This window comes from Brevibacterium aurantiacum (genome assembly GCF_900169065.1).
GTDB lineage: Bacteria > Actinomycetota > Actinomycetes > Actinomycetales > Brevibacteriaceae > Brevibacterium > Brevibacterium aurantiacum.
Window position 1 is genome coordinate 19,325 of record NZ_FXZB01000018.1, and the last position, 22,006, is coordinate 41,330.

Sequence of the window (22,006 nt, forward strand, 5' to 3'; positions counted from 1 at the left end):
TTTCAGACCCTTTCGATGCGTTTCTCACCGAATACGCCATAGGGGCGAACCAGGAGTATGAGGACAAGGACGATGTAGGGTGCCACCTCGGCGAGGCCGGGATCCAAGTATCCGGCCACGAATTGGGAGATCAGACCGATCGTCAGCCCACCGACGATCGTGCCGGGCACCGAGTCGAGCCCACCGAGGATGACGACTGGAAACACAAGGAGTCCGAAGTTGACGAGATTCATCTCCACCGTGGTGACGTCCGCGAGCAGTATTCCCGCGATGAGGGCGGATACTGCCGCCAGAGCCCAGGACAGTGCGAAGACCCGCCGGACTGAAATGCCGACCGTCATCGCTGCCTGCTGATCGTCGGCGACCGCGCGCATCGCGATTCCGTGCTTCGATCGTTGGAAGAACAGCGTCAGCAATGTGAGCACGATCCCTGCGACCAGGAGCACCCAGAGCCGGTTGGCGGGAATGTGCGCCCCCAGGATCTCGAGCTGGGTGCGAGGGAACAGCGGCGGCATTGATCTGGGTTGCGTGCCGAAGAACATCTGCACCAGAGCGGACAGCAGTCCTGCCAGTCCGATCGTGACCATGATGATCGAGATGTGGCTCTGCCCGACCATGGGCCGGAGGATGAATCGCTCGACCAGCACGCCGATGATCACGGCCGCGACCACACCGACGAGCGCGGCCACGACGATCGGCAGCCGGAGGATCACGAACGCCGTGTAGAAGGTGTAGGCACCGATGAGCAGGAACTCGCCCTGAGCAAAGTTGATGACGCCGGTGGCTTTGTAGATGAGGACGAATCCGAGTGCGGCGAGCGCGAGGATGGCGCCTTCGGACAGACCGTAGATGAACAGAGAGACGAAGGTGCTCATTTGCGTCCGCTCCAAACTTGGCGGCGAGCCGCATCGGTGGGCATCGTGTAAGTGGAGAGGTCATAGATTCGCAGCGGGATCTCGCGGGAAAGCGTGGTCCCGTCCTGGTAGGTGATCGTCGAATCGACTGTGACGTCTTCGGCTCCGGAATCCAGTGCGTCGATGATCGGGCCATACCTCTGTGCGATGACCGAGCGGCGGACTTTGCGAGTTCGAGTGATCTCGTCGTCGTCCGGGTCGAACTGCTTATGGAGGAGAACGAATCGGGAGACGCGGATGGCCTCGGACAGATCTTCGTTGGCACGAACGATCTCTTCGGCGACAAGGTCGAAGACCTCCGGTTTGGCCGCCAGATCCGTATAGGTGGTGTAGGGCAGCTTCGCATGCTCTGCCCATGCACCCACGGTGGAGGGATCAAGGGTGATGATGGCGGTGACCGCCGCACCGTCGGTGAAGACCACCGATTCTTCGACATAGGGAGAGAACTTGAGTTTGTTCTCGATGAAGGCGTTGGAGAACATCGTCGAATCGGCTGCGAACTTCACATCTTTCAGACGGTCGACGACAACGAGATGACCATGTTCGTCGAGATATCCTGCGTCAGATGTGTGCAGCCATCCGTCAGTATCGACGGCTTCGGCCGTGGCCTCCGGGTTCCGGTGATATCCGCGAAACACCGAGGACGACCGCAGCAGGATCTCATGATCGGCGGAGAAGCGTATCTCGGTTCCTGGGATCGGAGTGCCGACCGAGGTGTAGGAGATGTCGTCGTCGCGGTGGACGACTGCGATTCCGCAGATCTCTGTTTGGCCGTAGATCTGTTTGAGGTTGACACCGATCGAATGGAAGAACCGGAACACGTCGGGCCCCAAGGGGGCACCGCCGGTGTAGCAGCGCTTCATTCGGGTCAGGCCCAATTGTTCGCGAATCGGACGTGTGGCCACGAGGTTCGCAAGTTTGCCGAGCATCTTCAGCCCGGTTCCCGCGCGCCGACCAGAGGCTGCTTCCGCGGCTATGCGGTCTGAGATCTGGTATCCCCAGCCGAAGACGGCCCGTTTGAGTTTGCCGGCTTCGTCGATGCGAACCTGAACCTCCGAGAGCATCGACTCCCAGATGCGAGGAGGGGCGAACATGATGTCTGGCCCGATCTCGCGCATATCGGCTCGTTGAGTCGAAGCGTCTTCGGGGAACGAAATCGCCATCCCCTTGAGCAGCCCGCATGCCACGGCGAGCATCTGTTCACCGATCCACGCAAAAGGCAGTATCGAGACGTAGCGATAGTTCGGTGTGATCGGGTCGATCGAATCGAGATTCGCTGCCATGCTCAGCAGATTCGCATGACTGAGGTAGGCGAGTTTCGGCTTCGAGGTGGTTCCGGACGTGGTGCAGATGACCGCTATGTCATCAACATCGCCTTGGGACATCTGGGAATCCAGCCAGTCCGAGTTCGTGGCAAGCGCCCGCGCTCCCCTGGCTTCGACCTCTGTGAAGTCGAGGAGAATGCTGTCGGTGTACTGTTCGAGTCCGTGCGGATCGTAGAACACGATGGTGTCGATGCCGAAGGCCAGGCCCGCGGCCTCTTGAGCAGTCTTGAGCGCCAGAAGCTTGTCGACCTGTTCCTGGTCTTCTGCCACGACGACTCGAGCTGCCGAGGATTCGAGGATATGGGTGAGCTCATCGCCGATCGAGGTCGGATAGATTCCCACGACGCTGGCCCCCAACGTCTGAGCAGCTAATTCGGCGATGAGCCATTCTGGCCGATTGTCGCCGAGGACCGCTACGATGTCGCCCCGGATGACACCCAGTTCGGCCAGACCAGATGAGAATTCCCGGACGCGCTGGTAGTACAGCTGCCAGGTCATCGGCTGCCAGATCCCGTACCGCTTCTCCTGCATTGCTACACCGGTGGGATCGGTGGTGGCCAAATTCCTCAGGTGCTGCGGCATGGTCTCTGTGATGGAAGACGCCGCGTTGCCCTGGCTACCCCGTCCGCCTGCGGAATCTGCAGGAGGCGTCTCGATCGTGCGTGGAATCATTTCTGGGCCCCCAGGTAGGCTTCGACGACGGCCGGGTTGTTCATGACTTCATCGGGCGTTCCATCAGCGATGACTCTGCCGAAATCAAGGACAGTGACCTGTTGAGAGATGTCCATGACGACATTCATATCGTGTTCGATGAGAACGATCGTCACACCGGCGAGTTCATGAACGTCGAGGATGTATCGCGCCATGTCCTCCTTCTCCTCTGCGTTCATCCCCGCCATCGGCTCATCGAGGAGAAGCAGCGCTGGCTGCATTGCCAGTGCTCGTGCCAGCTCGACGCGCTTCTGGATTCCGTAGGCGAGCGTCCCTACCGGCTTCGAACGTTCGGCCTGCAGCTTGAGAAGATCAATGACCTCTTCGACGATCACCCTATGGGCGATCTCCTGTTTCCTCGCGGGGCCCGTCCAGAGAAACGCCGACGCAAGATTCTGCTTCATATGGATGTGGCGGCCCAACATGATGTTCTCCAAGACGCTGAGCTGGTCGAAGAGTTCGATGTTCTGGAAGCTGCGGGCCACGCCGAGGCGAGCGACACGATTCGGTTTCAGACGAGTCAGTGCGCGTCGCTCGATGGACTTTTCCGCAGCGTCGTCTTCGTCAGAGGATGCCGACATCCGCTGTGTCCGCTTGCGGCCCTCTTCGCCGGCCACGAAGTTGAGGACGATCGACCCGGCAGTGGGACGATACAGTCCCGAGACGCAGTTGAGCAGCGAGGACTTTCCCGCTCCGTTCGGCCCGATCACCGCGTGGATCGAACCACTCGTCACGGTGAATGACACCTCGGACAGCGCCTTGACTCCGCCAAAGGCCAGTGACAGCGCCTCAACCTCGAGCAATGGCTGCCCGGCAGGCATCGAACTCCCACTCAGCGAGTGCTGATAGGCACGTGTGCGCACTTGGTCTCCTCACATTCGAATGACGGGAACGAATGCGCCGCTTCACTGTGACGACATTCACTTCACTAGTGATCGTAGTTTGTCACTATGTGAAATGCAATACCTTTTGGAGAAAGCGTGTTGTTATTGTCAGAATCGTCTCTCGAGAGTTAAGCTTCCAAAGAAGCAATCGGCGATCAGAGGTGCACAAATGACCGACAACGAGTCCGGTGCCCGAGGCGGTCTGGGCACGATCAGAAACGCCAGCCGACTCCTCGAGCTCCTGGCACAGGGGCCCGCCTTCCACCACCTGACAGAACTAGCTCAGGAGTCGGGGATGTCAGTTCCCACTGTTCATCGGCTCCTGCGCTCCTTGACGATCGCGAAACTCGTCAGTCAGGATCCGACCACCGCGAGATATGGCCTCGGGCCGGAGCTGACTCGCCTGTCAAACCACTTCGTGTCGCGCCATCCGGTCGCGACTGCCTTCGCCCCGTTTGCTGTCTCTCTGCGCAACCAGCTGAACGCGACGGTCTCGATCCACATCCTCGTCGACGGCGAAGTCGTGTGCATTGATCAGATCGATGCCGATGATCGGGGGGCATTCAGATCCCCGGGAACCACCCAACCCGTAACAAGGTCAGCTCCGGGCCGAGTTCTCCTGTCCCATGCCCCCGCGGATCACTGGTCGAGGGTCATCGAGGAGGATCCGCAGATCTCGGACACTGATCGAGACGTGTGGGCTCGGGCCGACTACATTCATGTGCCCAGCCAGGACATGGTCCATCCTGCACAGGTTGCGGTGCCGATCCGCGACGCCTCAGGCATGGTCGTTGCGGCGCTGTGTGCCGATGTCGAGTCGGCTGCAGAAGCCGCTCAGATCGACCGAACCGGTGCGGCACTCGCCCGGACCGCAATGACCTGCGGAAGGACCATCATCCATGCCTGACAGACAGAACGCAGATATGATCGGCAATCACGTGAGTTCCATTGAGAGTAACTGGCGACCGATCATCAACACCCTTGACTGGGAAGTCGAACCTGATGAGTTGTTCCGACCGGATCCAACAGGTGGGACATGGTTCCCGGGAGCCAGAATCGACGCGCTTCACAACCTGCTCCTGCGCCATCTGGACACGCACTCCGATCGACTCGCCCTCCACTGGGAGGGAGAACCTGGTGACCGCGAATCATTGACCTACCGTGAGCTGGCAGATGACGTGGCGACCTTTACCGCCGCACTGCAGAAACTCGGAGTCGGCGCCGGAGACCGTGTGGCTCTCCATACCGGGTGGCTTCCGTCGACCGCTGTCGCCATGCTTGCCTGCACTGGGTTGGGTGCGCCGTGGACTCTCATCCCTGTTTCACTACCCGTCGAAGCGCTCTCCCAGAAGTTCGCCCAACTCAATCCGACTCTTGTGGTCACCCAGGACGGCGCATGGAGACACGGGTCGATCATTCCGACCAAGCACCGGGTTGACGATGCCCTCGCCGCAATCGAGAGTGTCGAGCATACGATCGTCGTGCGGCGGACGGGAATGGATGTCGCATGGTTCGTCGGTGACCATTGGTACTCCGACCTGCTGGAGTCGAACAGGGACCGCAGGCATGCCGCAAGATTCGTCTCTCCGACATCGGCAGTCGACGTGGACACTACTCTCTGCCGTGCCCTCGTGGCATCACACGACTCACCAGCCCTGCTGACCTCGCATACCGTGGGGCAGCTGTTGCCCAACATCGCGGCATTTCACAGGGCGATCCGCGGGCCGGGCAACCTCTGGTGTGCCGGCGATGCCAGTTGGGTGGTCTCCCAGTGGCATGGCCTGCTGGGCCCACTGCTCTTCGGCGACACCGCCATTCTCTATGAAGGCACTCTCGATATCCCGAACCGTGACCGCGCAGGACAGATCATCTCAAGGTTCAACGTCTCGACCTTCCTCACCGCCCCCTCAGTCATGCGAAGCATTCGTGAATGGGAGGACGAATCGCACAATCAGGCGAACTCCGGAATTCGGCGGATCATCACTGCGGGGGAAGCGGTGGAACCCGAGCTCAAGGCATGGCTGCGAGAGAGATTCAAGGCACACGGCACTGAAGTGATCGACGGATGGGGGCAGGTCCTCCTCGGCGGCATTGTCTACCTTCGGCATGCCTCCGCAACCATGCCGGACTGTGGGCTCCACGTCATCGCCGACGATGGGCAGACGATCAGACCGGGTGAGACCGGGGAGATGGTGCTCACGACGCCGTTACCTGGACAGGTGCGAAGCTGGGAGGGACCCGGCAGCTCGTCGACTCGCGACAAACAGCAGCGATTCGGTCCCGACCGCTATGCGACCGGCGATCGCGTCACGTTCTCCACCACGGGAGAGGTCATCCATCACGGAAGGCTCGATGATCTGGTCTCGATCTCCGGTCAGCTCATCTCTCTGTCTGCGGTCGAGAACGTCATCGACGATCATCCCTTTGTGCACAGTTCCAGCGCACTGGTCATTCGCCGAGAAGGCCTCGGCCGTGCTGTCGCCGCGGTCGTGGCCACTGTTCCTGAAGCATCCGGAGCAGTCGACTTCGAAGTCGACGATTCGTCTATTGCCTCGGAGATCATGAATTCGGTCCATGATGTGCTCGGCGGACTCGGCCGGCCACGGGCGGTGGTATTCGTTGATGCCGGCACAGTCGATCTCCCCAAGATAGAGCTGGCCGAAGAGGTCACGGCTCGTCTCCAACGAGGAGACACGTGGCTGCGCCTGTCCGGCTGAATCTTCCAAACGCACCCACAATACACATCAGGCGGGCACCCATTGGGTGCCCGCCTGAGATGTTGCGTCAAAGAGTCCTTACTTGGTCTCTTCAGCGCTTTCGTCAGTTGCCTCTTCAGCGACCTCGTCGGTTGCGGCCGAATCGGCTGCTTCCTCGGTGGTCTCTGCAGGAGCCTCTTCGACGACCTCTTCGGTCTTGCTCGTGGTCGCAGCGGTCTCGGTGGCCTGCTCGGCTTCCTTCACAGTTGCCTGCTTCGGCGAGTAGGGCTCGAGAACCAGTTCGATGACGGCCATCGGCGCGTTGTCACCGGCACGAGGACCGATCTTGGTGATACGTGTGTATCCACCGGGACGCTCGGCCATGGTTTCGGCGATCGAGGTGAACAGCTCGTGCACGATCGACTTGTCGCCGATCTTTCCGAGCACGCGACGACGGGCGGCGAGGTCGCCCTTCTTAGCGTGGGTGATCATGCGCTCCGCAACCGGACGCAGGCGCTTGGCCTTGGTCACGGTCGTGGTGATCTTCTTGTGCTCGAACAGGGCAGCAGCCATGTTGTTGAGCATCATGCGCTCGTGTGTTGGGGAGCCTCCGAGACGAGGACCCTTGGTTGGGGTTGGCATAGTGTCTTACTCCTAGGTCTTAATCAGTACTGTTCGTCTTCGACGTAGGACTGGTCCTCATCAACGAGACCGGCTTCGAACCCGGCGGGACTGTCCTTGAGGCTCAGACCCAGCTCGTTGAGCTTGGCCTTCACTTCGTCGATCGACTTCGAACCAAAGTTGCGGATATCCATGAGATCGGCTTCGCTGCGAGCAACGAGTTCGCCGACCGTGTGGATGCCTTCGCGCTTGAGGCAGTTGTAGGAGCGCACGGTCAGATCGAGATCTTCGATGGCCAGTGCCAGATCAGCAGCCAGGGCTGCGTCAACCGGCGAGGGTCCGATCTCGATGCCTTCGGCTTCGACGTTGAGTTCCCGAGCCAGGCCGAAGAGTTCGACCAATGTCTTACCCGCGGATGCAATCGCATCACGAGGGGTCATCGACGGCTTGGTCTCAATGTCGAGCACCAGGCGATCAAAGTCGGTGCGCTGCTCAACACGAGTAGCCTCGACCTTGTAGGTGACCTTGAGAACCGGCGAGTAGATCGAGTCAACGGGGACCCGACCGATCTCTGCATCCGCATTCTTGTTCTGAGCGCTCGAAACGTAACCGCGTCCACGTTCGATGGTCAGCTCCATGTCCAGACGGCCTTCACCATTCAACGTGGCGATATGCAGATCCGGGTTATGGATCTCGACTCCGGCAGGAGCGGAGACATCGGCGGCAGTCACGGTGCCTGGGCCCTGCTTGCGCAGGTAGGCAACGACCGGCTCGTCGAATTCCGAGGACACGACCAGGGACTTCAGGTTGAGGATGAATTCAGTGACATCCTCCTTGACTCCTGGAACGGTGCTGAACTCGTGGAGCACTCCATCAATCCGAATGGATGTGACGGCGGCACCTGGAATCGACGACAGCAGGGTACGACGAAGCGAGTTGCCGAGGGTGTAGCCGAATCCTGGCTCGAGTGGTTCGATGGCGAACCGTGAGCGATTCTCGGAGACGACTTCTTCCGTGAGCGTTGGGCGCTGTGCAATGAGCACGTGTGCTTCCTTTCAGCGAACATCCGCTATATGACGTTCGCACTGCACGTCATGGCCGTAGCCATGAAGAACGGTTCGGTTTATCTTGGAATCCGTCCTGCGACTGACGCCGGGGCAAGGCCCGTCATCGGTTGCAGATACACGGAAGGATCAGCCGCGGCGGCGCTTGGTGGGACGGCAGCCGTTGAACGGAACTGGAGTGACATCCTGAATGGTGCCCAGTTCCAGACCGGCGGCCTGCAGCGAACGGATCGCGGTTTCGCGTCCCGAACCTGGTCCCTTGACGAAGACGTCGACCTTCTTGAGGCCGTGCTCCTGTGCGCGACGGGCAGCGGACTCCGCGGCCATCTGCGCGGCGTAAGGGGTCGACTTGCGCGAACCCTTGAAGCCGACCTCACCTGAGGAGGCCCAGGAGATGACAGCACCGGTCGGATCAGTGATCGACACGATGGTGTTGTTGAACGTTGATTTGATGTGTGCCTGGCCGGCAACGATATTCTTCTTGAGCTTACGGCGAGGCTTGCGCACTGTAGCGGCGCGTGACTTGGGAGGCATGTGTTTTACTCCTGATCGAGGTGGTTGATGCTGGTCAACCGGGTGAGCATGTTACTTCTTCTTACCGGCCACGGTGCGCTTCGGTCCCTTACGGGTACGCGCATTCGTCTTGGTCCGCTGTCCGCGAACCGGGAGACCGCGGCGGTGACGCAGGCCTTCGTAGCTTCCGATCTCCACCTTGCGGCGAATGTCGGCAGCAACCTCACGGCGGAGGTCACCCTCAACCTGGAATGTGCCCTCGATATAGTCACGCAGCTGGACGAGCTCGGCATCGCTCAAGTCCTTCACACGGGTATCAGGGCTGATTCCCGTTTCTGTCAGGGTCTGGCTCGCACGGGTGCGGCCCACACCATAGATGTAAGTCAAGGCGACCTCCACGCGCTTTTCACGCGGGATGTCGACTCCGGCAAGTCGTGCCATAGGTACTATCTCCTGTTGTAGTTCCGGAGGTGCTGATGCAGACCTGTCCCTGGTTTCCCAAGGTCCTCGGCCCCCGACCGAAGGTGTCGCCCTGTCACTGCCTCAGAAGGCGGTGGTGCTGGCGAGGTCTGCGCGGGTGTGGTGCTGCTGAAGCCCCTTGCGGGTGCCTCTATCTGCTCGAAGAGCTGCTCAACCCTGGCGCTGTTTGTGACGCGGGTTGGAGCAGATGACGATGACCCGGCCGTGACGGCGGGTAATCTGGCAATTCTCACAGATCTTCTTGACGCTTGGCTTAACCTTCATGGTTTTTCCTTCTTCCGACCCTTACCCCTGCGCAGGGGCGGGTACGAATGATCGAAGATCCTTACTTGTAGCGGTAAACGATTCGTCCACGCGAGAGGTCGTATGGAGACAGCTCCACGATGACCCGGTCCTCGGGCAGGATTCGAATGTAGTGCTGTCGCATCTTCCCTGAGATATGCGCAAGCACCCTGTGTCCGTTGCTCAGCTCGACCCGGAACGATGCGTTCGGGAGGGCTTCGACAACAGAGCCTTCGATCTCAATGACCCCTTCTTTTTTGGCCATATCGTTCGCTAACCTCGTATTCCCGCGAAAACTTCGCGTTCGACGTAATCGTGTATCGTCGATTTACCCCGACGACCCCATGGTCTGCGTTTCACCCCACCACATGAAAAGTTGCGGATGGCAGATGCCGCCCACAACTGAAAAAGGGTGAGTTGAGTGAGAACAGACCAATCAACAACCCTACACTATCGTCGGATATTCTTCCACACGGTGCTGGATTCCCCGCGCGAACTCCCCTACAATCACCGCCACCATCGCCGAGGCTGGCCCGAGCTCACGTCGTATGCGCGGTGCCGTACCCCGCCCGGATGCTCGCAATGACGGCTACGGCAAGCACGACGAAGCCCATCAGGGTGATCGCGGCGAACCCGCCGATTGCCAGCAGTGGCCCCGACAGAGCCGCCAGCGCGGCAGCCCCGAAATTCATTCCCGCATCGGAGAGTCCTTGGACCGACATGCGATGGGTGGGGTCGATCTCCTTCGTCAGCAGGGTGGATCCGGCGATGAGGCACGCGCTCCATCCGAGTCCCAGAACGAAGAGGGCCACCGACAGCCGCAGGAACGAGGACTCCCCCAGCGCATCGATGAGCCCGAGGACCAGCGACAGCGCGAACAGCGCATGCCCACCGAGGATGACTCGTCCGGCGGAGTACTTGTCGGTGAGGTAGCCGAAGACGGGCGAAAGCCCGTACATGCCGAGGATATGACCGCCGATTGTGATGCCGATCAGTTCGAGGCCGAGCCCATGATGGTCCATGTGCAGCGGCGTCATCACCATGGTCGCGACCATGATCATGTGCCCGGTGACGACGCTCAGCAGTCCCATCAGTGCACTCGGGGATCGTCGGATGGCCTGCCAGGTGCCGCCTCGGCGCGGGGAGGTCGAGGAACTGTCCCGGGTGGCGGGGGTGAGCCGGCGCAGGAACAGCACACTGAGCAGGGCGAGACCGAAGCCGGCGATGGCGATGACGAAGGGCCCGGCCAGAGGATCGAGCCCCAGGGCTCGCCCGATGCCGGCACCAGGGCCGGAGAGGTTGGGTCCGATCACGGAGCCGATGGTCGTGGCCCAGATGACGACGGACATGGCGGAGCCCTTGAGGTGGTCGGGAGCGGCATCGGTGGCCGCATAGCGTCCCTGCAGTCCCGCGGCCGTCGCTGCGCCGAAGCAGCCCATGCCGATGAAGAAGGCGATGTCGATGCCAAGGAGGATGGCCGACACGATGAGAATGGCACCGCAGAGGGCGATCGCGTAGGCGCTGGCCAGTGCCAGTCTGCGGCTTCTGCGCTCGGCCAGCTTCGCCAGGGGAACCGCGAGGAGCCCCGCGCCGAGGATGGACGCAGTCTGCGCGAATCCGGCGAGTTCGGTCCGACCGGTCAGACGCTCGGCGAGGATCCCACCGACGGCGAACCCCGTGGCGATGCCGATGCCGGAGAAGAGCTGTGCCAGACTCAGCGCCCACTGGTTGCGCCGGAAGACAGAGTGCGATTGTGCTGGCATCCCGGCCTCCACATCTTCATGGGCTGTCATCGTGGCAGCGGCTCGTGCCGCCGGTTCCACTGTAGTCCGTGACCGTGCATGTCGGAACGGGCGCCAAAACGGCTGCCTGCCCTGCTAGCGTGAAAACCGACAGTCGCACACCGGCCATCGAAGGAGCATCACGTGCAGAACCTGGATTCGATCACAGAAGAATCACTCATCGCCAAGGGCGGCCGGAAGTGGTCGAGCTTTCCGGGCAGCCTCGGCGCATTCATCGCCGAAATGGACTTCGGAGTCGCACCGGGTGTGCGTCAGGCACTGCGCGAAGTCGATGAGCGTGACCTCTACGGCTATGCACCGCAGTCGATCGTCTCCGACCTCAAGTCGGCCACCTCGGCGTTCTGTGCCGAACGCTACGGCTGGCAGTTCCCGACCGATCACGTCGAACTGGCCAGCGACGTCATCGCCAGCTTCCTGGGCATCCTCACACACCTGACCCCGGCAGACACCCCGATCGTCCTTCCGACCCCTGCCTACATGCCCTTCTTCGACGTCGCCAAGGTCACCGGGCGCGAGCTCTTCGAGGTGCCGATGATCCGCTCCGAGACCGGCTGGTCCGTCGACCTCGACGCCCTCGACTCGGCCCTGGTGCCGGGTGCCACTCTGGTGCTGTGCAATCCCCACAACCCGATCGGCAAGGTCTACACAGAAGCTGAGCTCTTGGCCCTCGCCGAGGTGGTCGAGCGCAATGGTGCGCGTGTGTTCTCCGATGAGATCCACGCACCCCTCGTCTATGCGCCGGCCCGTCACATCTCCTATGCGAGCCTGAATGAGACCACCGCGGGGCATACCGCCACCGCGACCGCCGCCTCCAAGGCATTCAACATCCCCGGACTCAAATGCGCGCAGCTCATCCTCAGCAGTGAGAAGGACAGAGAGATCTGGGCCGAGAAGGGAAACTTCGTCTCCGGCGCTGCATCGAATCCAGGCATTCTCGCCACCACGGCCGCCTACACCCAGTCCGGAGACTGGCTTGATGAGATCACTGCCTATCTCAAAGGCAATCGCGAACTGCTGACCGATCTGGTCTCCGCTCATCTGCCCAATGCCACATTCCTCCCGCCTGAGGGGACGTACCTGGCCTGGTTGGATCTGCGCGGATACGGTCTCGAGACCGGTCTGTCTCAGCACTTCAACGAACGTGCCCACGTCGCCATCACGGAAGGCCGACTGTGCGGCGAGGTCGGAGAGGGCCATATCCGCTTCAACTTCGCCCTCCCCCGCCCGCTCCTGACCGGAGCGATCGAACGCATCGCCTCTGCGCTCTGAGCTGAGGTCGCCGGCGTCTGCCAGCTTGTCTTATCTGTTCGGCAGCCATTCGATGAGGTCGAAGGCCGAACTGGCGTCTGCGCGCTCCAACAGCTGCTGATCGAACCTCAGGTAGTACTCCAGATTGCACCGGTCCATCAGCGTGCGAAAACGCAGAGCCGGCTGATCCGGTCCCACCAGCGCGGGCGGAAGTATCGGATGGGACATGACCGCCTGGGCGACCTGAAAGTAGATGTCGAAGAACTTCACCAGCGACATGTCCGGATGTCCGGCTCCCGGCTGTCTGTCGTTCAGGCTCAAGGCGGCAAGAGCATCCTCGAGGCGTGGCAGCTGCAGAGACGCCGCCTCCAGGTCGAAGGCCCGCGAGGTCATTCGTACGGCTGCCTCCTGGCTCTCGGGCCGTATCGTCGCAAATTCGCACCACCCCGGCTCGGCGACCTCGGGCAGCTGCGCGGAGAGCTCATAAGAGAGATCGGCGAAGGACAGCAGGAGGCCCGGGCGCAGCTGCCGATATCCGAGCATCCTGGCCACATATTGGAACCGGTCGCGCAGCATCCGCGAGGTCTCTGGAATCGAGTACAGGGCAGAATGGAAACAGCCATCGAACGTCGGCGCCTCCCGGTCACCCGCGATGTCCATGAATCCGGAGAGAATGCGTTCGCCTAACCGGTAGACCGTCACCCGACCGACCTTTTCACTGGTCAGAATGCTCCGGTGGACCATCCTCACCAGCTGATTGTGCACGCTTGAGGACGAATAGCCGTGTTCATCGAGGATCCCGACGATGACAGGACCCGGAAGTCCCTGCGCGCGGAGACAGCCGAAAGCAGAGATGACGTCAAAGGCGATCCTGGTCAGGCGATACCGATCGCCCACATCTGCCGAACGTTTCGTGTGATCGTGGACACCCGTCATGACCAGATCCTAACGTGAAATCACAACGATAGTGTTGAGACGGCCGCTGAAATCGGCCCCGAACACAAGGAGCAGCGTCATGGACGACGAGGCATACGAAACGAATCTACGAGTATTTCAGAGGGCACGGACCACCGCGGTCCTGACCGCATCGATCACAGCGTTCATCACCTTTGTGGCCTTCATGATCGCAGGTTTCGACATTCAGGTCACTGCAGCGTGGATGTTCGCGCTGAGCCTCATGTCAGGTTCGGCACTGTTCGTCATCATACACATCGTCACGACGAACGATCTCAAACGAACGCAGCGAACTCCACAACCGTGAACCGAACCATCGGCACGGCTGCCTGGTCGTTCTTCGGACTCAGGAGCCTGCCGGAGGGACTGGTGTGATTCCGAACGGTGCCAGTCCCGCCACTCCCCCATCCTCAGCAGTGAGTACCCAGACTCCCCCATCATGCTTGGCGACGCTGTGCTCCCAATGGCTCGCACGCGAACCATCCTCTGTCACGACGGTCCAGTCGTCTGCCAGGGTGATGGTCTCGCTGCTGCCGGCTGTGAGCATCGGCTCGATTGCCAGACACATTCCGGATTTGATCTTCGGTCCGTTCGACTTCGCACGATAGTTCAGCACCTCGGGCGGCATGTGCATGGCAGTGCCGATGCCGTGGCCGGTGAATTCCTCCACCAGCCCGAGTTCAGGAGCCTCGCTTGAGACATGATCGTCGATTGCGTCACCGATGTCGCTGACTTTGTTTCCGGCGGCGAACGCGGCGATGCCGACCCACATCGCCTTCTCCGTCGCCCGCGACAGCGCGATATCGGCGCTCGAGCCGGCGGAGTCGCCGCCGACGATCATGGTGAATGCCGAATCCCCATGGAAACCGTCGACGATGGCTCCGCCGTCGATCGACACGAGATCCCCGGCCTTGAGGACCTTGTCCCCAGGGATGCCGTGCACGATCTCCTCATTGACGGAGATGCACACGACGGCGGGGAAACCCTGGTAACCCTTGAAGTTGGACTGGGCCCCGGCCTCGGTGATGACAGCCTCGGCAGCCGCGTCCACCTCGGCGGTGGTTGCGCCTGGCACAGCCGCCTCACGGGCGGCTTTGAGCACTGCGCTCGTGAGCAGACCGGCCCGGCGCATCGTGACCAGCTGCTCGGGTGACTTCAGCTCGATCCGGGGACCGAAGATCATCGAATGGAGTCGAGGATCCGGTCGGTGATCTCGGCGACTTCGCCGAGGCCGTCCACTTGGCGCAGCAGACCGCGTTCGCGGTAGATGTCGGTCAGCGGCTGCGTCTGCTCGGCGTAGACGTCGAGACGGTGACGGATGACATCCTCGCTGTCGTCACTGCGGCCCTCGGTCTGTGCACGCGCCAGCAGACGAGCGACAACCTCGTCGACGTCTGCAGTGAGTTCGACGACCTGTTCGATCTCGTGGCCCTCAGCAGCGAGGATCCGATCGAGTTCGTCGACCTGTGCGCTGGTACGCGGGTAGCCGTCGAGGAGGAATCCCTCGGCAGCGTCGTGCTGGCCCAGACGATCAGCGACCATGGAGTTCGTCACCTCGTCGGGAACGTACTCTCCGGCGTCCATGTAGCGCTTGGCAAGGTTGCCGAGTTCGGTCTCGCCCTTCACGTTGGCACGGAAGATGTCGCCGGTCGAGATGGCCGGGACGTTCAGCGCCTCAGACAGGCGCGCGGCCTGGGTGCCTTTGCCGGCGCCGGGAGGGCCGATCAGGATGATGCGTGAGCTCATAAGGTGTGTGTCCTTCCAATAGATTTCCGCGGGTCGGGAACGGTCAGCGCAGCAGGCCCTCGTAATGACGCTGCTGCATCTGTGCGTCGATCTGCTTGACGGTCTCGAGGCCGACTCCCACCACAATCAGCAGCGAGGTGCCGCCGAACGGGAAGTTCTGGTTCGCGTTGATGAGCACGAGCGCGATCAGTGGGATCAGCGCGATGAAGGCCAGGTAGAGCGAGCCCGGGAAGTTGATACGACTGAGCACGAAGCTCAGGTAGTCGGCTGTGGGTCGTCCGGCACGAATGCCGGGGACGAAGCCGCCGTACTTCTTCATGTTGTCCGCGACTTCCTCCGGGTTGAAGGTGATCGCGACGTAGAAGTATGCGAAGAAGATCGTCAGCAGTGCGTAGGTGGCGATGTAGATCGGGTGGTCCCCGCGTGTGAAGTAGGTGTTGATCCACTCCACCCACTTGCTCTCCGGATCGAAGAACTGCGAGATCAGGCTGGGCAGGTAGAGAACCGAGGATGCGAAGATCACGGGGATCACGCCGGCCATGTTGACCTTGATCGGGATGTAGGTCGAAGTTCCGCCGAACATCCGGCGTCCGACCATGCGCTTGGCGTACTGGACCGGAATGCGTCGCTGGGACTGCTCGACGAAGACGACGAGTGCCACGAGCACGAGTCCGACTGCGATGACGATGAGGAAGATGTCGACACCCTGCTCGCGGAAGATGGCTCCCAGCGAGGAGGGGAACGCCGATGCCACGGAGGTGAAGATGAGCAGCGACATACCGTTGCCGACACCGTGCTCGGTGATCTGCTCGCCGAGCCACATGATGAGGCCGGTGCCTGCCACCAAAGTGACGACGAGGACGGAGATGCCCCACCAGGTGTCATTGGTGATGAGGTCGGTGCAGCCTTCGATCCGGCCGAAGAGGGCACCGGAGCGCACGGTCGCAACCAGTGTGGTGGCGTTGAGCACGGCGAGACCGATGGTGAGGTAGCGCGTGTACTGAGTGAGCTTGGCCTGACCTGAGGCGCCCTCCTTGTGGAGGGACTCGAAACGCGGAATGACCACGCGCAGGAGCTGGACGATGATGCTGGCGGTGATGTAGGGCATGATGCCCAGAGCGAAGATCGACAGCTGCAGCAGTGCGCCGCCGCTGAACAGGTTGATCATTGCGAACCCGCCCTCATTCAGCTGAGGGGATGCCACGCACTCCTGAACCTGGGTGTAGTCGATTCCCGGCGAGGGAATGAACGAACCGAGGCGGAAGATGACAAGAATGCCCAGGGTGAAGAGGAGTTTGTTCCTCAAGTCGGGCGTTCTGAAGGCCCTCCGAATTGCGCCGATCAAGCGTCCTCCTCATTGGGGGATGAAAAAGTCAGGGTCGCAGATACGACCTGGCGAACGAGTCAAATACCTGCAAAAGACTACCAGGGTATGACCGTCAGGCTGAAACCGAGAGGCCCGTTGGGCCGCGGGTAGGGCCCGTTGTCGGCGGGACTGTGTCCTCACCCACTTCTACCGGTTGTGGTGACGGTCCTCAGAGCCGTGAAACAGGGACGACGAAGGGGCGGTCACTTGCGTGACCGCCCCTTCCTGAGAAATCCTCAGACCCGCTGTGCGGGAGTCATTCAGGCTTCGCTGACGCTTCCGCCTGCAGCCTTGATCTTTTCGAGTGCTGAACCCGAGACCTTGTCTGCAGTGATGTTCAGAGCCACGGTGATCTCACCGGTGCCCAGAACCTTCACTGGCTGCTTCGGACGCACGGCGCCCTTGGCCACCAGGTCGGCGACTGTGACGTCGCCGCCCTCTGGGTACAAGGCCGACAGCTTGTCAAGATTGACAACCTGGAACGTCACCTTCGCGGGGTTCTTGAACCCACGCAGCTTAGGCAGACGCATGTGCATCGGAGTCTGTCCACCCTCGAAGCCGTGAGGAACCTGGTAACGGGCACGTGTGCCCTTGGTTCCGCGTCCGGCTGTCTTGCCCTTCGAAGCTTCACCACGACCAACGCGGGTCTTGGAGGTCTTCGCTCCGGGAGCAGGACGGAGATCGTGGACCTTGAGTGAGTCATCGTTCGACATATCAATCCACCTCTTCCACAGTCACGAGGTGACGCACGACGTTGATCATTCCCCGGAGTTCGGGGCGATCTTCGCACACCACCACATCGTCGATCCGCTTCAGTCCAAGCGAACGCAGCGACGCGCGCTGGTTCGGCTTGCCACCGATATCGGACTTGCGCTGGGTTACCTTGAGCTTTGCCATCAGGATTTCCTCTCGCCTTCAGCAGCCGCCCGCAGCAATGCGTGAGGGGCGACCTCGTCCACAGGCAGACCACGGCGTGCCGCAACCTGCTCTGGGCGTTCGAGGCTCTGGAGAGCCTTGATCGCCGCGCGAACGATGTTGATTGCGTTAGCTGATCCCAGCGACTTGGACAGGATGTCCTGAACGCCGGCAGCATCGAGGACCGCACGCACCGGACCACCGGCGATGACGCCGGTACCGGGAGCAGCAGGTCGAAGCATGACGACACCGGCAGCGGTCTCGCCCTGGATCGGGTGCGGAATGGTCTTCTGGATGCGAGGGACGCGGAAGAAGCTCTTCTTCGCCTCCTCGACACCCTTGGCAATGGCTGCAGGAACTTCCTTCGCCTTGCCGTAGCCCATTCCGACCATGCCGTCTCCGTCACCGACGACGACGAGGGCGGTGAAGGAGAACCGACGTCCACCCTTGACGACCTTCGACACGCGGTTGATCGTGACGACGTGCTCGATGAACTGGCTCTTCTCCTCGCGGTCACCGCGACCGCCGCGTCCACGGCCTTCGCCGCGTCCACGACCCTGGCCGCCCTGACCACCCTGACCGCCTTGACCGCGACCACGTGAGGAGCGATCACTGTTGTTATCGGTACGGGTTTCAGCAGCTGGCTGCTGTTCCTTGTTCTCTTCAGTGCTCATAGGGCCAATCCTCCTTCACGTGCACCTTCGGCGATTGCCTGCACACGGCCGTGGTAGGCGTTGCCGCCACGGTCGAATACGACGGCTTCGATGCCGGCTTCCTTGGCGCGCTGGGCTACCAGTTCGCCGACCTTGTGGGCCTTGCCGGTCTTGTCACCTTCGAGTGTGCGAAGGTCGGCTTCCATGGTGGAGGCCGATGCCAAGGTCTTGCCGACGGTGTCGTCGATGACCTGGACAAAGACGTGGCGCGTGGAGCGAGTCACTGACAGGCGAGGACGTTCCGGCGTACCGCTGACATGCTTGCGCAGACGAGCGTGACGACGTTTGCGGGCCGCAGCCCTGCCCTTGCCGTAGCTTTCCTTTTTGCCAAAGGCCATCTCTACTTACCAGCCTTTCCGACCTTGCGACGGACATTTTCTCCGACGTAGCGCACACCCTTGCCCTTGTAAGGCTCAGGCTTGCGCAGCTTACGGATGTTGGCAGCGGTCTCTCCGACCAGCTGCTTGTCGATGCCGTGAACTGCCAGCTTGGTCTGTCCGTCAACCGTGAAGGAGATTCCCTCAGCAGGTTCGACGGTGATCGAGTGGCTGTAGCCCAGAGCGAACTCGAGGTTCGATCCCTTGGCCTGCACGCGGTAACCGGTGCCGACGATCTCGAGAGCCTTCGAGTAGCCATCGGTCACGCCGACGATCATGTTGTTGATCATCGTGCGGGACAGTCCGTGCAGAGAACGCGATTCGCGCTCTTCGTTCGGACGGGCCACTGTCACGACGCCGTCTTCGAGCGATACGGTGATCGGCTCGGCGATGGTGACGGACAGTTCGCCCTTCGGTCCCTTGACGGCGACATCCTGGCCGTCGATCTTGACCTCTACGCCATTCGGGACGGAGATCGGGTTCTTGCCAATACGTGACATATTCTTCTCTCCTTCCTTACCAGACGTAGGCGAGGACTTCCCCACCCACACCCTTCTTGGCGGCCTGGCGATCGGTCAGGAGACCTGACGATGTCGACAGGATGGCGATGCCGAGTCCACCGAGGACCTTGGGCAAGTTGGTCGACTTCGCGTAGACGCGCAGTCCGGGCTTCGACACACGGCGCAGGCCGGCGATCGAACGCTCACGGTTAGGACCGAACTTGAGGTCCATGAGCAGGGTCTTACCGACCTGAGCGTCTTCGACGCTCCAACCGGTGATGTAGCCCTCGCTCTTGAGGATCTCAGCGATGTTGGATTTCAGCTTCGAGAACGGCATGCTGACGTCCTCGTGATAAGCCGAGTTGGCGTTACGCAGACGTGTCAACATGTCTGCGACTGGATCAGTCATTGTCATTTGGGCTCTAGCCCTTCCTCGTCACGGTTTCCGCCCGCGCAGTGCGCGCTTGGACCTGCGACGTAGCGATTATTTGGTCTTGAACGGGAACCCGAGGTGGCGCAGAAGAGCACGTCCCTCGTCGTCGGTGCTCGCTGTAGTCACAACTGTGATATCCATACCTCGGACACGGTCAATCCGGTCCTGGTCGATCTCGTGGAACATGGACTGTTCCGTGAGACCGAAGGTGTAGTTACCGTTCCCGTCGAACTGACGATCCGAGAGGCCGCGGAAGTCGCGGATACGCGGAAGTGCCAGAGAGATGACACGGTCGACGAATTCCCACATACGGGCGCCGCGCATGGTGACGTGGGCTCCAATGGGCTGGCCTTCGCGCAACTTGAACTGGGCGATCGACTTCCTCGCCCGAGTCACGATTGGCTTCTGACCGGTGATCAGAGTCAAATCGTTGATTGCGCCTTCGATCAGCTTCGAATCGCGTGCTGCGTCACCCACACCCATGTTCACGACGACCTTGGTCAGTCCGGGAACCTGCATGGGGTTTGCGTAGTTGAACTCGTCCTGCAGCTTCGCCACGATGTCATCGCGGTAAACCTGCTTGAGGCGTGGCGCTGGACGGCTCGTTGTTGTTTCCGTCATCAGATCTCCTCCCCGGTGCGACGCGAGACGCGGACGCGAACGGTCTTGTTGCGACCATCGCGTTCAACGGTTTCCTCGCGGTATCCGACGCGGGTGGGCTTGTTGTCCTTGGGATCAACGAGCGCCACGTTGGACACGTGGATTGGGGCTTCGTGAGTCTCACGGCCACCGGCAGTGCCGCCGGCCTGAGTCTGCGTTGCCTTCTTGTGCTTGATCACGCGGTTGATGCCCTCAACGAGGACACGGTTGCGTTCCGGGTACACGGCAAGAACCTTGCCCTGCTTCCCACGATCGCCACCACGTGACTGACGGGCGCCTGCAATCACCTGGACGAGGTCGCCCTTCTTGATCTTGAGCTTGTTCGCCATGCTCACAACACCTCCGGTGCCAGGGAGACGATCTTCATGAACTTCTTGTCGCGCAATTCGCGTCCCACGGGTCCGAAGATACGGGTTCCGCGTGGTTCGCCATCAGTCTTGAGAATGACTGCTGCATTCTCATCGAACTTGATGTACGAACCATCGGGACGACGGCGTTCCTTGGCGGTGCGAACGATGACAGCCTTGACGACGTCACCCTTCTTCACGTTTCCACCAGGAATTGCGTCTTTGACGGTTGCCACGATGGTGTCACCGATCGAGGCATAACGCCGACCGGAACCACCCAGAATCCTGATTGCCAGGATCTGCTTGGCACCAGTGTTGTCGGCGACCTTGAGTCGCGACTCTTGCTGAATCACTATTTTCTCCTGTCGTCGCGCCGGTTCTCACACGATTGGATGAGCCTTGCGGAACGGATTAATGACATTTCACCCCGTTCCCGGTAGCCGCCCACGATCTGCTGGAGACCGTGGGCGGGACCGGGTGGGAGGGGTGGCGTCGGCTTACTTGGCGCGTTCGATGATCTCGACGAGCCGCCAGCGCTTCGCGGACGAAACCGGCCGCGTTTCGGACACGAGGACGAGGTCGCCGATTCCAGCGGCGTTCTCCTCATCGTGAACCTTGTACTTCACCGACTGGCGGAGGACCTTGCCGTAGAGGCGGTGCGTCTTGCGCTCCTCAACCTCAACGACGATGGTCTTCTCCATCTTGTCGGAAACAACGTAACCACGCGCAGTCTTGCGGGAGTTACGGTCCGCAGGCGTTGCCTCGGGCTTGGTGGTCTCCGCCATCACTTGTCCTCTTCCTTAGCGTCAGCAGGGTTCGGACGAATGTCCAATTCCCGCTCATTGAGCACGGTGTAGATACGAGCGATGTCGCGACGCACGGCCTTGAGACGACCGTGGCTCTCCAGCTGGCCGGTGGCCGACTGGAAGCGCAGGTTGAACAGCTCGGCCTTGGCCTTCTTGAGCTCCTCGAGCAGACGCTCGTTGTCATAACCGTCAAGTGCGTCCATGGAAAGGTTCTTCGAACCGATTGCCATACTCACTCACCACCTTCGCGGGCCACGATACGGGCCTTGAGCGGAAGCTTGTGGATCGCGAGACGCAGCGCCTCGCGAGCAACTTCCTCGGACACACCGGCGAGTTCAAACATGACCCGACCCGGCTTGACATTGGCGACCCACCACTCCGGCGAACCCTTACCGGAACCCATGCGGGTTTCGGCAGGCTTCTTCGTCAGCGGTCGATCTGGGTAGATGTTGATCCACACCTTGCCACCACGCTTGATGTAACGCGTCATGGCAATACGTGCGGCTTCGATCTGCCGGTTGGTGATGTAGGCAGGCTCAGTGGCCTGGATGCCGTAGTCACCGAAAGACACCTTGGTGCCGCCCTTGGCTGCGCCGCCCCGCTTGGGGTGGTGCTGCTTGCGGTACTTAACCCGACGAGGGATCAGCAT

Annotated in this window: 30 protein-coding genes; 4 read left to right on the top strand and 26 right to left on the bottom strand. The window is 61.1% G+C overall.

Annotated elements, in window-relative coordinates:
• Nucleotides 1-2 precede the first annotated feature (2 nt).
• From BAUR9175_RS13000 to BAUR9175_RS13010, 3 genes are all read right to left on the bottom strand, one after another.
• Entirely contained in the window at nt 3-875 is an 873-nt protein-coding gene (locus BAUR9175_RS13000) for a branched-chain amino acid ABC transporter permease (RefSeq protein WP_009884951.1), read from the bottom strand.
• Complete coding sequence (locus BAUR9175_RS13005) at nt 872-2,800, bottom strand: AMP-binding protein (RefSeq protein WP_009884952.1); 1,929 nt, start codon at nt 2,798-2,800, stop codon at nt 872-874. Before BAUR9175_RS13005 ends, BAUR9175_RS13000 begins: the two co-directional genes overlap by 4 nt.
• Nucleotides 2,801-2,907: 107 nt before the next feature.
• Entirely contained in the window at nt 2,908-3,813 is a 906-nt protein-coding gene (locus BAUR9175_RS13010) for an ABC transporter ATP-binding protein (RefSeq protein ID WP_009884953.1), read from the bottom strand.
• 190 nt (nt 3,814-4,003) lie between these two features.
• Between BAUR9175_RS13010 and BAUR9175_RS13015 the strand changes: the two genes are divergently transcribed.
• Nucleotides 4,004-4,741 (top strand): IclR family transcriptional regulator, encoded by a 738-nt coding sequence (locus tag BAUR9175_RS13015; protein ID WP_009884954.1) that lies wholly within the window; start codon nt 4,004-4,006, stop codon nt 4,739-4,741.
• Nucleotides 4,734-6,551 carry an acetate--CoA ligase gene (locus BAUR9175_RS13020; RefSeq protein WP_009884955.1) on the top strand — a complete coding sequence of 606 codons (1,818 nt, stop codon included), beginning with the start codon at nt 4,734-4,736 and terminating at the stop codon, nt 6,549-6,551. The genes BAUR9175_RS13015 and BAUR9175_RS13020 overlap by 8 nt, the downstream gene beginning before the upstream one ends.
• Nucleotides 6,552-6,629: 78 nt before the next feature.
• Here BAUR9175_RS13020 and rplQ read toward each other — a convergent pair whose 3' ends face one another.
• The 7 genes from rplQ to BAUR9175_RS13055 all read right to left on the bottom strand — a co-directional run bounded on the left by rplQ (nt 6,630) and on the right by BAUR9175_RS13055 (nt 11,253).
• Nucleotides 6,630-7,172 (bottom strand): 50S ribosomal protein L17, encoded by a 543-nt coding sequence (gene rplQ / locus BAUR9175_RS13025; RefSeq protein WP_029417661.1) that lies wholly within the window; start codon nt 7,170-7,172, stop codon nt 6,630-6,632.
• A 23-nt stretch (nt 7,173-7,195) separates the two neighbouring features.
• On the bottom strand, nt 7,196-8,194 hold the full coding sequence (locus tag BAUR9175_RS13030; RefSeq protein WP_009884957.1) for a DNA-directed RNA polymerase subunit alpha: 999 nt from the start codon (nt 8,192-8,194) through the stop codon (nt 7,196-7,198).
• Nucleotides 8,195-8,344: 150 nt separating this feature from the next.
• Nucleotides 8,345-8,749 (bottom strand): 30S ribosomal protein S11, encoded by a 405-nt coding sequence (gene rpsK / locus BAUR9175_RS13035; protein WP_009884958.1) that lies wholly within the window; start codon nt 8,747-8,749, stop codon nt 8,345-8,347.
• Nucleotides 8,750-8,800: 51 nt separating this feature from the next.
• Nucleotides 8,801-9,169: a 30S ribosomal protein S13 gene (gene rpsM / locus BAUR9175_RS13040; RefSeq protein ID WP_009884959.1), complete on the bottom strand. Its 369-nt coding sequence runs from the start codon at nt 9,167-9,169 to the stop codon at nt 8,801-8,803.
• 189 nt (nt 9,170-9,358) lie between these two features.
• Nucleotides 9,359-9,472 carry a 50S ribosomal protein L36 gene (rpmJ, locus tag BAUR9175_RS13045; protein WP_009884960.1) on the bottom strand — a complete coding sequence of 38 codons (114 nt, stop codon included), beginning with the start codon at nt 9,470-9,472 and terminating at the stop codon, nt 9,359-9,361.
• 61 nt (nt 9,473-9,533) lie between these two features.
• Nucleotides 9,534-9,755 (bottom strand): translation initiation factor IF-1, encoded by a 222-nt coding sequence (gene infA / locus BAUR9175_RS13050; protein ID WP_009884961.1) that lies wholly within the window; start codon nt 9,753-9,755, stop codon nt 9,534-9,536.
• A gap of 274 nt (nt 9,756-10,029) precedes the next feature.
• On the bottom strand, nt 10,030-11,253 hold the full coding sequence (locus BAUR9175_RS13055) for an MFS transporter (protein WP_069601307.1): 1,224 nt from the start codon (nt 11,251-11,253) through the stop codon (nt 10,030-10,032).
• 162 nt (nt 11,254-11,415) lie between these two features.
• Here BAUR9175_RS13055 and BAUR9175_RS13060 point away from each other — a divergent pair, with 162 nt between their 5' ends.
• Nucleotides 11,416-12,561 carry a MalY/PatB family protein gene (locus BAUR9175_RS13060; protein WP_009884963.1) on the top strand — a complete coding sequence of 382 codons (1,146 nt, stop codon included), beginning with the start codon at nt 11,416-11,418 and terminating at the stop codon, nt 12,559-12,561.
• 30 nt (nt 12,562-12,591) lie between these two features.
• Here the strand turns inward: BAUR9175_RS13060 and BAUR9175_RS13065 are convergent, their stop codons facing one another.
• Nucleotides 12,592-13,476 (bottom strand): hypothetical protein, encoded by an 885-nt coding sequence (locus BAUR9175_RS13065; RefSeq protein ID WP_009884964.1) that lies wholly within the window; start codon nt 13,474-13,476, stop codon nt 12,592-12,594.
• A 79-nt stretch (nt 13,477-13,555) separates the two neighbouring features.
• Between BAUR9175_RS13065 and BAUR9175_RS13070 the strand changes: the two genes are divergently transcribed.
• Nucleotides 13,556-13,801 (top strand): hypothetical protein, encoded by a 246-nt coding sequence (locus BAUR9175_RS13070; protein ID WP_009884965.1) that lies wholly within the window; start codon nt 13,556-13,558, stop codon nt 13,799-13,801.
• Between the two features lie 39 nt (nt 13,802-13,840).
• Here the strand turns inward: BAUR9175_RS13070 and map are convergent, their stop codons facing one another.
• From map to rplP, 15 genes are all read right to left on the bottom strand, one after another.
• A complete protein-coding gene (map, locus tag BAUR9175_RS13075; RefSeq protein ID WP_009884966.1) occupies nt 13,841-14,677 on the bottom strand; it encodes a type I methionyl aminopeptidase in 837 nt (278 codons plus the stop codon).
• The gene (locus tag BAUR9175_RS13080) at nt 14,674-15,240 is read right to left on the bottom strand and encodes an adenylate kinase (RefSeq protein WP_009884967.1); all 567 of its coding nucleotides are present in this window, start codon (nt 15,238-15,240) and stop codon (nt 14,674-14,676) included. Before BAUR9175_RS13080 ends, map begins: the two co-directional genes overlap by 4 nt.
• A 43-nt stretch (nt 15,241-15,283) precedes the next feature.
• Entirely contained in the window at nt 15,284-16,585 is a 1,302-nt protein-coding gene (secY, locus tag BAUR9175_RS13085) for a preprotein translocase subunit SecY (protein ID WP_009884968.1), read from the bottom strand.
• Between the two features lie 281 nt (nt 16,586-16,866).
• Nucleotides 16,867-17,319, bottom strand: coding sequence for a 50S ribosomal protein L15 (gene rplO, locus BAUR9175_RS13090; protein ID WP_009884969.1), 453 nt, complete (start codon nt 17,317-17,319; stop codon nt 16,867-16,869).
• 1 nt (nt 17,320) lies between these two features.
• On the bottom strand, nt 17,321-17,503 hold the full coding sequence (gene rpmD / locus BAUR9175_RS13095; protein WP_009884970.1) for a 50S ribosomal protein L30: 183 nt from the start codon (nt 17,501-17,503) through the stop codon (nt 17,321-17,323).
• Nucleotides 17,503-18,195 (bottom strand): 30S ribosomal protein S5, encoded by a 693-nt coding sequence (gene rpsE / locus BAUR9175_RS13100; protein ID WP_069599776.1) that lies wholly within the window; start codon nt 18,193-18,195, stop codon nt 17,503-17,505. Before rpsE ends, rpmD begins: the two co-directional genes overlap by 1 nt.
• Nucleotides 18,192-18,572, bottom strand: a complete 381-nt coding sequence (gene rplR, locus BAUR9175_RS13105; RefSeq protein ID WP_009883554.1) for a 50S ribosomal protein L18 — start codon at nt 18,570-18,572, stop codon at nt 18,192-18,194. Before rplR ends, rpsE begins: the two co-directional genes overlap by 4 nt.
• A 2-nt stretch (nt 18,573-18,574) precedes the next feature.
• Nucleotides 18,575-19,111 (bottom strand): 50S ribosomal protein L6, encoded by a 537-nt coding sequence (rplF, locus tag BAUR9175_RS13110; RefSeq protein WP_009883555.1) that lies wholly within the window; start codon nt 19,109-19,111, stop codon nt 18,575-18,577.
• 16 nt (nt 19,112-19,127) lie between these two features.
• A complete protein-coding gene (gene rpsH / locus BAUR9175_RS13115; RefSeq protein ID WP_009883556.1) occupies nt 19,128-19,526 on the bottom strand; it encodes a 30S ribosomal protein S8 in 399 nt (132 codons plus the stop codon).
• Between the two features lie 69 nt (nt 19,527-19,595).
• Nucleotides 19,596-20,165, bottom strand: coding sequence for a 50S ribosomal protein L5 (gene rplE / locus BAUR9175_RS13120; RefSeq protein WP_009883557.1), 570 nt, complete (start codon nt 20,163-20,165; stop codon nt 19,596-19,598).
• Nucleotides 20,165-20,533 carry a 50S ribosomal protein L24 gene (gene rplX / locus BAUR9175_RS13125; protein WP_009883558.1) on the bottom strand — a complete coding sequence of 123 codons (369 nt, stop codon included), beginning with the start codon at nt 20,531-20,533 and terminating at the stop codon, nt 20,165-20,167. The genes rplE and rplX overlap by 1 nt, the downstream gene beginning before the upstream one ends.
• Before the next feature lie 2 nt (nt 20,534-20,535).
• Nucleotides 20,536-20,904 (bottom strand): 50S ribosomal protein L14, encoded by a 369-nt coding sequence (gene rplN, locus BAUR9175_RS13130; RefSeq protein ID WP_009883559.1) that lies wholly within the window; start codon nt 20,902-20,904, stop codon nt 20,536-20,538.
• A 144-nt stretch (nt 20,905-21,048) separates the two neighbouring features.
• The gene (gene rpsQ / locus BAUR9175_RS13135; protein ID WP_009883560.1) at nt 21,049-21,336 is read right to left on the bottom strand and encodes a 30S ribosomal protein S17; all 288 of its coding nucleotides are present in this window, start codon (nt 21,334-21,336) and stop codon (nt 21,049-21,051) included.
• On the bottom strand, nt 21,336-21,587 hold the full coding sequence (rpmC, locus tag BAUR9175_RS13140; RefSeq protein WP_009883561.1) for a 50S ribosomal protein L29: 252 nt from the start codon (nt 21,585-21,587) through the stop codon (nt 21,336-21,338). Before rpmC ends, rpsQ begins: the two co-directional genes overlap by 1 nt.
• Before the next feature lie 2 nt (nt 21,588-21,589).
• Entirely contained in the window at nt 21,590-22,006 is a 417-nt protein-coding gene (rplP, locus tag BAUR9175_RS13145) for a 50S ribosomal protein L16 (RefSeq protein ID WP_009883562.1), read from the bottom strand.